The sequence below is a fragment of the Pseudodesulfovibrio karagichevae genome, assembly GCF_041414475.1.
GTDB classification, from domain to species: Bacteria; Desulfobacterota; Desulfovibrionia; order Desulfovibrionales; family Desulfovibrionaceae; genus Pseudodesulfovibrio; species Pseudodesulfovibrio karagichevae.
On sequence record NZ_JBGLYH010000089.1, the window covers coordinates 1 to 12,760 of the forward strand.

Annotated in this window: 13 protein-coding genes; 8 read left to right on the plus strand and 5 right to left on the minus strand. The window is 63.4% G+C overall.

Annotated elements, in window-relative coordinates:
• Nucleotides 1-384 precede the first annotated feature (384 nt).
• Genes AB6M95_RS18300 through AB6M95_RS18330 form a run of 7 tightly spaced genes read left to right on the plus strand, consistent with a single transcriptional unit; the run spans nucleotide 385 to nucleotide 7,598 of the window.
• Nucleotides 385-966 (plus strand): TetR/AcrR family transcriptional regulator, encoded by a 582-nt coding sequence (locus AB6M95_RS18300; protein ID WP_371388188.1) that lies wholly within the window; start codon nucleotides 385-387, stop codon nucleotides 964-966.
• Between the two features lie 17 nt (nucleotides 967-983).
• A complete protein-coding gene (locus tag AB6M95_RS18305; RefSeq protein WP_371388189.1) occupies nucleotides 984-3,110 on the plus strand; it encodes a SulP family inorganic anion transporter in 2,127 nt (708 codons plus the stop codon).
• A 20-nt stretch (nucleotides 3,111-3,130) separates the two neighbouring features.
• A complete protein-coding gene (locus tag AB6M95_RS18310) occupies nucleotides 3,131-4,348 on the plus strand; it encodes a response regulator (RefSeq protein ID WP_371388190.1) in 1,218 nt (405 codons plus the stop codon).
• A 21-nt stretch (nucleotides 4,349-4,369) separates the two neighbouring features.
• Nucleotides 4,370-6,118: a sensor histidine kinase gene (locus AB6M95_RS18315; protein WP_371388191.1), complete on the plus strand. Its 1,749-nt coding sequence runs from the start codon at nucleotides 4,370-4,372 to the stop codon at nucleotides 6,116-6,118.
• A gap of 1 nt (nucleotide 6,119) precedes the next feature.
• Nucleotides 6,120-6,470, plus strand: coding sequence for a response regulator (locus tag AB6M95_RS18320; RefSeq protein ID WP_371388192.1), 351 nt, complete (start codon nucleotides 6,120-6,122; stop codon nucleotides 6,468-6,470).
• 16 nt (nucleotides 6,471-6,486) lie between these two features.
• The gene (locus tag AB6M95_RS18325; RefSeq protein WP_371388193.1) at nucleotides 6,487-7,137 is read left to right on the plus strand and encodes a sensor histidine kinase; all 651 of its coding nucleotides are present in this window, start codon (nucleotides 6,487-6,489) and stop codon (nucleotides 7,135-7,137) included.
• A gap of 32 nt (nucleotides 7,138-7,169) precedes the next feature.
• Nucleotides 7,170-7,598: a response regulator gene (locus AB6M95_RS18330; protein ID WP_371388194.1), complete on the plus strand. Its 429-nt coding sequence runs from the start codon at nucleotides 7,170-7,172 to the stop codon at nucleotides 7,596-7,598.
• A 76-nt stretch (nucleotides 7,599-7,674) separates the two neighbouring features.
• Here the strand turns inward: AB6M95_RS18330 and AB6M95_RS18335 are convergent, their stop codons facing one another.
• From AB6M95_RS18335 to rpe, 3 genes are read right to left on the minus strand one after another with little or no spacing between them, the layout of a single operon-like run.
• Nucleotides 7,675-8,172 carry a GNAT family N-acetyltransferase gene (locus AB6M95_RS18335; protein ID WP_371388195.1) on the minus strand — a complete coding sequence of 166 codons (498 nt, stop codon included), beginning with the start codon at nucleotides 8,170-8,172 and terminating at the stop codon, nucleotides 7,675-7,677.
• A gap of 2 nt (nucleotides 8,173-8,174) precedes the next feature.
• Nucleotides 8,175-10,109: an ATP-binding cassette domain-containing protein gene (locus tag AB6M95_RS18340; protein ID WP_371388196.1), complete on the minus strand. Its 1,935-nt coding sequence runs from the start codon at nucleotides 10,107-10,109 to the stop codon at nucleotides 8,175-8,177.
• A gap of 53 nt (nucleotides 10,110-10,162) precedes the next feature.
• A complete protein-coding gene (rpe, locus tag AB6M95_RS18345) occupies nucleotides 10,163-10,813 on the minus strand; it encodes a ribulose-phosphate 3-epimerase (RefSeq protein ID WP_371388197.1) in 651 nt (216 codons plus the stop codon).
• 146 nt (nucleotides 10,814-10,959) lie between these two features.
• On the opposite strand from rpe, the gene AB6M95_RS18350 reads away from it, so the two are divergent.
• A complete protein-coding gene (locus AB6M95_RS18350) occupies nucleotides 10,960-11,772 on the plus strand; it encodes a substrate-binding periplasmic protein (protein WP_371388198.1) in 813 nt (270 codons plus the stop codon).
• A 12-nt stretch (nucleotides 11,773-11,784) separates the two neighbouring features.
• Here the strand turns inward: AB6M95_RS18350 and AB6M95_RS18355 are convergent, their stop codons facing one another.
• Together AB6M95_RS18355 and ahbA are read right to left on the minus strand one after the other, a co-directional pair.
• Nucleotides 11,785-12,111 carry a hypothetical protein gene (locus tag AB6M95_RS18355; protein ID WP_371388199.1) on the minus strand — a complete coding sequence of 109 codons (327 nt, stop codon included), beginning with the start codon at nucleotides 12,109-12,111 and terminating at the stop codon, nucleotides 11,785-11,787.
• A gap of 16 nt (nucleotides 12,112-12,127) precedes the next feature.
• Nucleotides 12,128-12,577 (minus strand): siroheme decarboxylase subunit alpha, encoded by a 450-nt coding sequence (gene ahbA / locus AB6M95_RS18360; RefSeq protein WP_371388200.1) that lies wholly within the window; start codon nucleotides 12,575-12,577, stop codon nucleotides 12,128-12,130.
• Nucleotides 12,578-12,760 lie beyond the last annotated feature (183 nt).

A 12,760-nucleotide genomic window follows, 5' to 3' on the forward strand; every position in this document is an offset into this window, starting at 1 on the left:
TCATTCCAGGGCATGGGCACCTCCAGGCTCTCATGCCCAAAGTGTTACCCATGTTCCCGGGCTAATGTGTTACCTATGTACCCGGGCTGTACCCCCTTCTCCCCTTCCCCCGGACCCCCATCCCCTCATCCTTCCGAAACTTTTTATGGCCGCTTCGCGGGGTGCGCTCGGCGAGGGTGGCGGAGGAGGGGGGCAACTTTTTTTCTTTTTTTATTCGCTTGTCGATTTCGGGTTTTCGAGTTTTTCAATCATTTTGCGAGCCTTGCTTGTGAAACTGAGTGCATACTCAGTTTTCCCGATTTTTTTGACATAGTAGGATGTTACTCAGTATGAGGGAAAAAACTGAGTGAACACTCGGTTCGCTTGGGAAAAAAGGATCAAGGCATGAAGAAGAAGGAATCCATCCTCAAGGTCGCCACGTTCATGTTCGCGCACAAGGGGTTTGCGGACACGTCCGGGCAGGAACTTGCCCGCCTCACCGGGGTGGCCGAGGGGACGATTTTCTATCACTTCAAGACCAAAGAGGGTCTGTTGCTGGCGATCCTGGAAAAAACCAGGGACGAGATAGTCGACCAGTTCGAACGGTTCTTCGAGAACAGGCCGTTCAAGTCCGGTCTCGAGATGACGGAGGAGGTCATCTCATTCTACCTCTATCTGGCAGGCCTGATGGAGGACAAGTTCCTCCTGCTGCACCGCCACTTTCTCTACCAGTTCTCCGAGTCCAATCCGGAGTTCAGGGGGAACCTCGAGGATATCTACAATTGCCTCGTGGACATCTTCGAGAAGGCCATCGTGGCGGGGCTGGAGGACGGCTCCATCAGCAAGGAAATCCTTCCCAGGAAATCGGCGCTCATTCTGTTCACGATGGCTGATGGTCTGGTTCGGTTCAAAAACTACAACCTGTACGATGCGGGCGCACTGTTCAACGAATTGATGCGGGCGTGCCGCAGGATGCTGCAGGCGTAATGCAAGGAAGAGGCTGCATGCTTTCACGAATATTTCCCTTTATCGGCTGGTTCAAAGGGTACAACACGACGGCGTTGCGCGCCGACGCCATCGCGGGGCTGACCGTCGCCCTCGTGCTCATCCCACAATCCATGGCCTATGCGCAGCTGGCGGGCATGCCCGCCTATTACGGTCTGTATGCGTCCTTCCTGCCGCCCCTGGTGGCCGCCCTGTTCGGCTCCAGCCGCCAGCTGGCCACCGGCCCCGTGGCCGTGGTCTCGCTGATGACCGCCGCCTCCCTGGAGCCGCTGGCCACGGCGGGCAGCGAAGGGTACATCGCCTACGCCATCCTGCTGGCGCTCATGGTCGGCATGTTCCAGTTCCTGCTCGGCGTGCTCAAGCTCGGCCTGGTGGTCAACTTCCTGTCCCACCCGGTGGTCAACGGCTTCACCAATGCGGCGGCCATCATCATCGCCTCGTCCCAGTTTTCCAAGATGTTCGGCGTCTACGTCGACGGCGCCAAGCACCACTACGAGACCATCATGCGCGTGGTGGAAAGCGCCATCCACTACACCCACTGGCCCACGCTCGGCATGGGCGTGCTGGCCTTCGGCATCATGGTCGGCCTCAAGCGCATCAATCCCAAGATTCCCAACGTGCTGGTGGCCGTCGTCGTGACCACGGCCCTGTCCTGGGGGCTGGGCTTCAATCACGACACCAAGGCCCCGGTGGACGCCATCCGCGTCACGGCCGTGCATGACGCCGTGGCCGGCTTCAACGCCACCGTGGACGCCATGGACGTGCTGGCCGTGGAGCGCACCGACCTGGCCAAGCAGCTGGAAGAGGCCAAGGCGAGCGGCGACCCTCTCACCGTCCTGGACATCCAGCACGGCCAGAACGTCATCGGCGTCAAGATGGCCGCCCTCAAGGAAAAGGCCCACGAACTGCGCACCGAACTGCGCGAGACCCTGCTCTCCGGCGTGGAGCAGCCCGGCGGCGGCCTGCTCTTCTTCGCGCGCGGCGCGGTTCCGGACGGCATGACCGACGACGGCCGGACCTGGCGCATCAAGGTCGGCAACACCAAGCTCGACGCCGCCTCCCTGAAGATGATGGGCGGCGGGGCCGTGGTCGGCACCGTGCCCTCGGGCATCCCGTCCATCTCCATGCCGTCGCTCGACCTCAAGGTCATGCTGCACCTGCTCCCGTTCGCGGCGATCATCTCCCTGCTCGGTTTCATGGAGGCCATCTCCATCGCCAAGGCCATGGCCGCCAAGACCGGCCAGCGGTTGGACCCCAACCAGGAGCTCATCGGCCAGGGGCTGGCCAACATGCTCGGCGCCTGCGGCAAGAGCTATCCGGCCTCGGGCTCGTTCTCGCGCTCGGCGGTCAACCTCCAGGCGGGCGCCATGACCGGCATGTCCAGCGTGTTCACCTCCCTCATGGTCGTCATCGCGCTGCTCTTCTTCACCCCGCTGCTCTACCACCTGCCCCAGGCCGTGCTGGCCGCGGTCATCATGATGGCCGTCATCGGGCTGATCAACGCCTCGGGCTTCATCCACGCCTGGAAGGCCCAGTGGTATGACGGCGCCATCTCCATCCTGTCCTTCGTCTGCACCCTGGCGTTCGCGCCGCACCTGGACAAGGGCATCATGGTCGGCGTGGTCCTGTCGCTGCTGGTCTTCCTGTACAAGTCCATGCGCCCGCGCGTGGCCAACCTGTCCCGCACCGAGGACGAGTCCCTGCGCGACGCCACCGCCTTCGGCCTGCGCGAGTGCAAGCACATCTCCCTGGTCCGCTTCGACGGCCCGCTGTTCTTCGCCAACGCCAGCTTCCTGGAAGACCAGATCACCGAACGGCTGATGGGCAACGACAAGCTCAGGCACATCATCATCGTGGCCAACGGCATCAACGACATGGACGCCTCGGGCGAGGAGGCCCTGTCGCTCATCGTCGACCGGGTCCGCTCCCGCGGCCTGGACATCTCCCTGTGCGGCGTGAACGAGGCGGTCATGGCCGTGCTCGAACGCACCCACCTGCTGGAGAAGATCGGCAAGGACCACGTCTACGCGACCATGGAGAGCGCCATCTGCGCCACGCACGCCAGTGCCCATCGCAATGGCGAGGAAGAGAGCTGTCCCCTCACCACCGTTTGCCGCCTGGCCTAAGGCGCGAAAAGGGAGTCAATATGTCTGTCATCACCGTTTTCAACGGACTGTTTTGCGAAGCCGGCGTGGTGGTCAAGCGCGTGCTCGACGCCACGGACTGCCGGTTGGTAACCGACCAGGAGATCGTGGCCGACGCCTCGCACCTGTCGGGCATGGCCGAGGACCGCATCGCCCGGGCCTTCCAGGCCAAGGCCTCGGTCTTCAACAGCTTCAGCCACGAGAAGGAGCAGGCCATCGCCTGGATGCGCCTGGCCGTGGCCGAGCGGCTGGTCAAGGACGACAACCTGGTCATTCCCGGGTTCGCCTCCCAGCTGCCCGATCCGGCCATCGGCCACATCCTCAAGGTCTGCCTCATCTCCGACCGCAAGGCGCGTGTGGCCGTGGCCGAGCGCGAGGAGGGGTTCGCCGACAAGCACGCCATGAAACTCATCCGCAAGGACGACGAGGACCGCGCCGCCTGGGTCAAGGCCCTGCGCGACACGGACGACCCGTGGTCCGGCACCCTCTACGACCTGGTCCTGCCCGTGGCCTCCACCGGCGTGGACCGCTCGGCCGACCTCATCGTCGAACAGCTGGGGAACGCCGCGGTCAAGGTCACGGACAAGACCCGCGCCCAGGTCCAGGACTTCCTCCTGGCCGCCCGGGTGGAGACCGTGCTCGCCAAGGAGGGCCACAGCGTCCAGGTCTCGGCACGCAAGGGCACCGTCATCCTGACCATCAACAAGCACGTCCTTCTGCTGGAGAAGCTGGAGCGCGAGCTGAAGTCCATCGTCTCCGGGGTGGAGGGCGTCATGGCCGTTGAGGCCCAGGTGGGCAAGGGCTTCCACCAGACCGACATCTACCGCAAGATGGATTTCGCCGTGCCGTCCAAGGTCCTGCTGGTCGACGACGAGCGCGAATTCGTCCAGACCCTGTCCGAAAGACTGATGATGCGTGACATGGGTTCCGCCGTGGTTTATGATGGGGAGTCCGCCTTGAACCTGGTCAGGGAAGACGAACCCGAGGTCATGATCCTCGACCTGAAGATGCCCGGCATCGACGGCATCGAGGTCCTGCGCCGCGTCAAGAGCGAGCACCCGGACATCGAGGTCATCATCCTGACCGGCCACGGCTCCGAGGCGGACCGCGAGGTGTGCATGGAGTTGGGCGCGTTCGCCTACCTGCACAAGCCCGTGGACATCGACGTCCTGAGCGAGACGCTCAAGGCCGCCAACGAAAAGATCAGGGCCCAAAAGTAACTCCGGAAGCCGGGTGGCGTCATGGCATCATTGATCGAGAAGATACGGCCGCAGTTCTGGGATACGGACAGCGACGCGGGGGCGGGCAAGAGCCTGTTCAACTACCGCCGCATCTGGCGCTTCGCCATCATCCTGCTGGCGCTGGTGGCGCTCATCCCCCTGATGGTCATGGCCTTCATCGACTACAACGTCACCCGGCATTCCCTGGAATCCGAGAACCTCCTGCGCACGGCCAGGACGACCTCCAATACGAGGCGTTCGGTGGCCTACTTCCTGGAGGAGCGGACCAAGGCCCTGGAGTTCCTGGTTCAGGACCAGGGCATCGCGGCCCTGCGCGACAACAGGAACCTGGCCAAGGTGCTGACCTCCCTCAAGCAGAGCTTCGGCGGGTTCGTGGACATCGGCGTGATCGACGCCCGTGGACGGCAGATCGCCTACATCGGCCCCTACGACCTGCTCGGCCGCGACTACAGCGGCCAGGAGGGGTTCGCCACGACCATGGCCCACGGCACCTACATCAGCCGGGTCTTCCTCGGCTTCCGCGACGAGCCGCACCTGGTGGTCTCGCGCAAGGTACGCGACAGCGGGACCGGGGAGGACTTCATCCTCCGGGCCACCCTGGACACGGACCAGTTCAACTCCATCCTGACCCAGCTGGACCTGCCCGGCGGAGGCGACGCCTTCGTGGTCGACCGCGAGGGCGTCATCCAGACCCCGTCCAAGGAGCACGGCTCCCTGATGACCAGGGTGGACCTGACCATTCCCGGCTACACCGAGACGACCAGCGTGGAGCAGGTCCGGGGCGGGGACGGCGTGGAGTACACCGTGGGCTACGCCTACATCCACGACACCCCGTTCATCGTCCTCGTGGTCAAGCACACCCGCGAACTGATGAAGCCGTTGCAGACCATCCGCATGGAGTTGCTCTGGATCCTGATCACGAGCATCGTCGTCATCCTGCTGGTCATCGTGGGCGTGGCCACCTACCTGGTCAACAAGGTCTACATCGCGGACCAGACCAGGGCGCGGACCCTGCACCGCATGGAGCACACCAACCGCATGGCCTCCATCGGGCGGCTGGCCGCCGGCGTGGCCCATGAGATAAACAACCCCCTGGCCATCATCAACGAGAAGGCCGGGCTGATCCGCGACCTGTTCGTCTACAAGCAGGAGTACGCCAACGACGAGCGGCTGTTGAGGAACATCGACTCCATCATCAACTCGGTGGCCCGGTGCGGCAAGATCACCAAGCGGCTTCTGAGCTTCGCCCGACACATCGACGTGGAGATGGACGAGATCGAATTCAAGGACCTGGCCAACGAGGTCATCGACTTCCTGCGTAAGGAGGCCGAGTACCGGTCCATCACCATCGACATGGACATCCCGGAGAAGCTGCCCCCGTTCATCTCGGACCGGGGCAAGCTGCAGCAGATCTTCCTCAACCTGGTGAACAACGCCTTCCAGGCCATGAACGACGGGGGGCACCTGTCCATCACGGCCCGGGAGACAGCCTGTGACCAGTTGGTCTTCACCGTGGAGGACGACGGCTGCGGCATCCCGGAATCGGACATCAAGCGCATCTTCGACCCGTTCTTCTCCACCAAGAAGAAGACCGGCGGCACCGGCCTGGGGTTGTCCATCACCTACGGCCTGGTCCAGGAGCTGGGCGGGACCATGGCCGTTGAGAGCAAGGTGGGCGTGGGTACGACCTTCACCATTATCATGCCCCTCAAGGGGGCCAAGCCCGAAGACAAGACGAGCAAGGCATAACATGAAAGTACTGTTGGTAGACGACGAAGTGGAGCTGGTTTCCGCCATGGCCGAGCGCCTGGCGTTCCGGGATGTGGACGCGGACTGGACGGACAGCGGCGAATCGGCCCTGGCCATGGCCGAAAAGACCGCCTACGACGTGGCCGTCCTGGACATGAAGATGCCCAGGCTGAGCGGCCTGGAGCTCATGGAACTGCTGGCGGAGCGGCACCCGGACATGAAGTTCATCTTCCTGTCCGGCCATGGCTCGGAAGCGGATTTCAAGGCGGGCTGCGCGGCGGGCTGCAATTACCTGATCAAGCCCATCCAGCTCGAGGATCTGGTCGCCCTGATCCGCAAAGTGGCGGCGTAACAACAAAGGAGATGGCATGAGCCGGACCCAGTGCGAACCCCGCGAGGGACTGCGATTTTTCGGGCGCATCAGCGCATCCGTGTCCCACGAGATCAAGAACGTGTTCGCCGTGATCAACGAGGCGGCCGGTCTGATCGAGGACTTCACGCTCATGGCCGAGCGCGGAGTGCCCCTTCAGCCCGAGCGGCTCAAGAGCGCGGCCCATTCCATCCAGGGCCAGATCCGGCGCGGCGACGCCATTGTCAGGAACATGAACGCCTTCGCCCATTCCACGGACGAGGACGTCCGCGAGGTGAACCTGGCCGAGGCCCTGCGTCTCGCGGCGGACCTGACCGCCCGTTTTGCCGACATGCGCCAGATCAAGCTGACCGTGGGCGAGGGCGGGCCCGTGTCCATGGTCGCGTGCCCCTTTGATCTGACGCGGCTGCTGCACTCCTCCATGGTGGCGGCCTTCGATTCCATGCAACCGGGAGACACGCTGGTCGTCAGCGTTTCCCCCGATGAAGGCGGCGCATCGTTCTCCCTTTCCGTGCCCGGAAAGGATGCCCCGCTGAAGGATGACGCACCGTTTGCCGAGCAGGCCCGGGCCATGAACGCCCGCCTCGAGGTGGACCAAAAGACCGGGACCAGCCAGTTGCTGCTTGCGGACAAGGGCGCTCCCGCGTAAGACAACATTCATACCTGATCGGAGAAGAGAAAATGGCAGAAAAAGTACTGCTTATCGATGACGAAGTGGAATTCCTCGAGGCACTGTCCGAACGGATGGAGATCCGGGGCATGGATGTGACCACGGCCGAGAACGCCGGTGCGGCGGTCAGCGCGATCAATTCCGGCGATTTCGACGCCATCGTGCTGGACCTGCAGATGCCGGACATGAACGGCATCGACATGCTCAAGATCATCCGGAAGACCAACCCGGACATGCAGGTCATCCTGCTCACCGGCCAGGCCACCCTGGAGGCGGGCATTCAGGCCATGAAGCTCGGCGCCATGGACTTCATGGAGAAGCCCGCGGACATCGAGGCCCTGACCGACAAGATCAAGAAGGCCCAGGCCAAGAAGATGGTCATCGTGGAAAAGAAGACCGAAAAGAAGGTCAACGACATCCTCAAATCCAAGGGGTGGTAAGCCCCTGTCGCCCATGACGAAAAAAGGCTGCCGGGGAGTGTCCCGGTAGCCTTTTTGTTTTTCGTTCGCAGCGTGCTCAGTCCTGGAGGTCCAGGGTCATGGCGTGCCAGGCGACGCCGCCGTGGGTGGACGAGGACAGGCCGTCGTCGGTGAAGCCGAAGCGGGCGTAGAAGGCCATGAGCGGCTCCTTGCACAACAGCTTGATGGCGGATTTGCCCATGTCCCGGGCATGCTCGATGAAGTTGGTCAGCAACTTTCGCGCGATGCCGCGCTTCTGGAAATTCGGGTGCACGGACAGGGAGAAGATGACCAGGTGGCGGCCTTCCGGGTCGTGCCCGATGAGCTGCTTGAAGTCCTCGTCAGTGATGTCGTCCTTGTCGGTTGCGCCCGCGTTCACCTGGGCGACCACCTTGCCTTCCAACTCGGCCACCAGGAATCCATCGGGATAGAGCTCGATGCGGTTGCGCAGGCTGCTCGCCCAGGCCGCCTCGGCGGGGGGAAAACAATTGGCCTCAATGGTGTGGCAGGCGGGCAGGTCGTCCATGTCCGCATGGCGTATGGTCAGGGCTTTCATGATCAATCCAGCTCCACGCCCTCAAGGGCGGTTTCGAGTTCTTCCCAGGACACATAGGCGATTTCAAGATCGGACTCAAGGGTTTCCAGACGCTTTTGATCGTCCGCCATTATCTCGCCGGAATTCTTGTAGTAATCAGCGGAAGACATGCGCGCCTGCAAGGCCCCGAGCTCCTTTTCCAGCCCCTCGATGCGGGCGGGCATCCTCTTGAGTTCCTCGCGCTTTTTTTCCAGGTCGAACTTTTCCTTGTAGCTCAGCTTCTTCCTGGCCGGGGCCGCCTTTTCCGGCTCGTATTCGGGCTTGGCCCTGCACGCCTTGGCCGGGGCGGGCTCCGTGGAGGGCCTCTGCCGGAGCCAGTCGTCGTAGCCGCCCACATATTCGGCCACCCCGCCGTCGCCCTCGAAGGCGATGGACGAGGTGACCACGTTGTTCAGGAAGTCGCGGTCGTGGCTGACCAGCAGCAGGGTGCCGGGGTAGTCCATGAGCAGTTCTTCCAGGAGGTCCAGGGTCTCGGCGTCCAGGTCGTTGGTCGGTTCGTCCATGACCAGGACGTTGGACGGGCGGGTGAACAGCTTGGCCAGGAGCAGCCGGTTGCGCTCGCCGCCGGACAGCACGCTGACAGGGACCTTGGCCCGGTCCGGGGTGAACAGGAAGTCCTTGAGGTGGGACATGACGTGGCGGCGGTTGCCGTTGATGTCCACGAAGTCGTTGCCCTCGGCCACGTTGTGACGGGCCGAGCGGGTCTCGTCGAGCTGGAGGCGCAGCTGGTCGAAATAGTTGATCTGCAGGTTGACCCCTCGGCGGATGCTTCCGGCCTGCGGCTCGATTTCGCCGAGCAGGATCTTGAGCAGGGTGGTCTTGCCCGCGCCGTTGGGCCCGATGAGCCCGACCTTGTCCCCGCGCATGATGGTGGTGGAGAAGTCCGCGATGAGCGGCCTGTCGTCGAACCCGAAGCAGAGGTCCTTGGCCTCGATGACCAGCTTGCCCGTGCGTTCGGCCTCCTGGATGACCATCTTGACCGAGCCCACGCGTTCCCGCCGGGCGCTGCGTTCCTCGCGCATCTTCCGCAGGTCCCGCACGCGGCCCATGTTCCGGGTGCGCCGGGCCTTGATGCCCTGCCGTATCCAGGTCTCCTCCTCGGCCAGCTTGCGGTCGAAGTTGTGGTTCTGCTTGGCCTCGGCGGACAGGGCGTCGTCCTTGCGCTGCAGGTAGGTCTCGTAGCCGCAGTCCCAGCTGTGCAGCTGCCCCCGGTCGAGCTCCACGATGCGCGTGGCCAGCCTGCGCAGGAAGGCGCGGTCGTGGGTGACGAAGAGCAGGGCCGCGTTCTGGCGCAGCAGGAAGTCCTCGAGCCAGGAGATGGAGTCGATGTCCAGGTGGTTGGTGGGCTCGTCCAGGATGAGCAGGTCCGGGTTCGAGACCAGGGCGCGGGCCAGGAGCACGCGGCGCTTGGTACCGCCGGACAGGGAGGCGAAAAGGTCGTCGCCGTCGAGCTTGAGGTGCGACAGCACGGTCTCGATGGCCTGGTGGTGCGGCCAGCCCCCGGATTCCTCCAGGGCGTGCTGGGCGCTCTCCAGCCGGTCCACCAGGTCCTGGCCCGGGTCCGGGGATTCGGCCAGGGCGCGGGCGGCCTCGTGGTAGGCGGCCAGGTGCGCGCCGACCTCGCCCAGCCCCTGGGCCGCGATGTCGTAGACCGTGCCCTCCAGGGCCTGGGGCACCTCCTGGGGGAGCATGGCCACGCGGCAGCCGCGCTGGTAGTCCACGGAGCCGGTGTCCGGCGGGGTGATCCCCTCGATGATGGACAGCAGGGTGGATTTGCCCTCGCCGTTGCGGCCGAGCAGGCAGACGCGCTCGCCCGGCTCGACCTGCATGGACACCTTGTCCAGCAGTACCGTGCCGGTGAAATTGATGGAAATGTCTCGTAAACTGACCAGGGCCATTGCGTTACCCAAAGAAAAGGGGCTGCGGACAGCCCCGTTGATGCATGCTTGCGTTATTCGCAGGCGTCCTGAAACGCCTTGTGCCGTTCGCCGTAGGGCGGATACTTGAAGAAGGCCGAGCCGGACACGAGCACGTCCACGCCCGCCTCGGTCAGCTCGCGCGCGTTGTCCAGGGTCACGCCGCCGTCGATCTGGATCAGGGTGTCGGCCCCGGCCGCGGTGATCATGGACTTGAGGTCGCGGACCTTGTCCAGGCAGAACGGGATGAACTTCTGGCCGCCGAAGCCCGGATTCACGGACATGACCAGGACCATGAACAGCTGCGGCAGGAGATAGCGGATGGCCTCGGGCGGGGTGTGCGGGTTCAGGGCCACGGCGGGCTTGGCACCGGCCTCGGCTATCTGGGCGCAGACCCGCTCCAGGTGCGTGCACGCCTCGGCGTGGACGCAGATCAGGTCGGCCCCGGCGTCGACGAAGTCCCCGATATACCGGCCCGGATCGTTGATCATCAGGTGGCAGTCGAAGAAAAGCCCGGATTTGGCGCGCATGGCCTTGATGATCGGCGGCCCGAAGGTGATGTTCGGCACGAACAGGCCGTCCATGACGTCCAGGTGAACCCACTTGAGTCCGGCTGCTTCCAGGGCTTTCAACTCGGTTTCCATGTTGGCGAAGTCCGAGGAAAGCATGGAGGGGGAAAGAATCATTCGCTGCGCTCCACTTGATGTTTTTGCTGGCACAGATGTACCCGCTCGCGGGGGGGACCGCAAGCCTTTCGAGTTCTTCGCCCTCGCCGCCGTGGAGATTATCATTTTATCCGTATGAAAAGTGCGGTAGCGATACCTCTATGGGTATGTCGAAAGCCAATTGCCTCCTCGCCTTGTGTCTCTGGACCATCGCCTTGCTCTGCTCCGCCGATCCGGCCCGGGCCGACCATGTCCGTTTCTACGTGGACGCGCTGCCGCCCTACGCCGAGCTGCGCGACGACGGTCCGCCCACGGGATTCGCCGTGGCCCTGATGGGGCGGCTGATGCACTCCGTCCACGAACATTTCGACCCTTCGGACGTCACGGTGATGACCTGGGCGCGGGCCGTCCACGAGGTGGAGGTCATGCCCGGCACCGCGCTGCTCGTGCTGGCCAGGCTTCCGGAACGGATCGACCGTTTCAAGTGGGTCGGCCCCCTGGACTCGCTGCCCATCGGCGTCTTTGCGCGGAAGGGGGCCGGTGTGGAGGTCAACCGCCTCGAAGACCTGAAGAAGTACAGTATCGGCATGGTCCGCAACACGGCTCCGTACCGGGTTCTGATCAAGTCCCTTCCCAGCGTCCGGCAGAACATGGTCATGCTCAGCGGCATCCCGGCCCAGCTCCGGATGCTCAGGGAGGGGCGGGTGGATGTGATTGTCCAGGCCATCGGCGCGTCGATCCGGCTGATGGGCGACGAGGGCATGCCTGCGGAAAACTTCCGCGTCGTCTACCGGTTCGAACCGTTGCAGATTTATTTCGGGTTCAACAAGAGCACCGACGATGGATTGATCCGCCGCCTGCAGTCTGCCCTGGACCGGTTCAAGGAGCCCGATTCCTCGGGGAGCAGCCCGTACATCCGGCTGCGGGAAGCGTATTTCGATGAGCCCGCGCCCGTCGTCGAGGGGAATCGGGATAAGTGAGAGCGGGGCCGGTCAGGGCTGCTCGGCCACCAGCCGTTCGGCGGTGTAGCCGAGCAGGCCGCCGAGGACCAGGGCGATGCCGAGGACCTGGAGCACGCCCAGCGCGCTGCCCGGATGGAGCAGGATGCCCATGGGCAGGGAGGTCAGGACCGCGATGAGCATGCCCGTGGCCCAACTCTCCAGCGGCATGCGCGCATAGGCGATGACGATGCTCAGGCCCAGCCAGTAGAGCAGGGTGGCCACCACGGGCTGCCATTCCGCCGACAGGAAGACCATGGGGATGGCGTTCAGGATGCCGGCGGCCAGCCCGAGCAACAGAATCTTGAACAACTTGGGCATGATTTCTTCCATCCCCTTATTTGTCCATCTTGAAATCGACCTTGATCTTGAACAGCTTGTCCGCCGGGAGGTTGAGCACCTTGACGCCCGTGGCCTCGGTGATGGAGGCCAGAATCGCCTCCACCGCGTCCATGTCCGGGGCGATGAGCGCGAACCAGACGTTGAACTCGTTCTCACGCAGGTAGTTGTGCGTCACGCCGTCGTGCTTGTTCACCTCGGCCACGAACGCGTCGAGCTTGTCCTCGGGCACGCTGGCCGCGCACAGGGTGGACTGCCAGCCCAGCGTGTTCGAGTTGAAATTCGCCCCCATGCGTCGGATCAGCCCGGACGCCTTCATGGCCCGCACCCGCTCGAGCACCTCGGCCTCGGTCAAACCGACCTGCCTGCCGACCTCCTCGTAAGGACGCGAAGCGAGCGGGAAATGGGACTGGATGATGTCGAGTATCTGCTTGTCGTAATTGTCCATGAAGAATGCCTCCGGCGGCTTAAGAACCTTTTGAAAAAGGTTCTTAAGAATCTCCAAAACTTTTGGGGCTGACATAGATAACTATGCCGCGTTGTGCCTTTTTATCCATTTTTTCAGGATAGATAACTGCTCTTTTGGGGAGCCGTAATTAAACCTGAATTCGCACTCTTTCAAATACAGCCA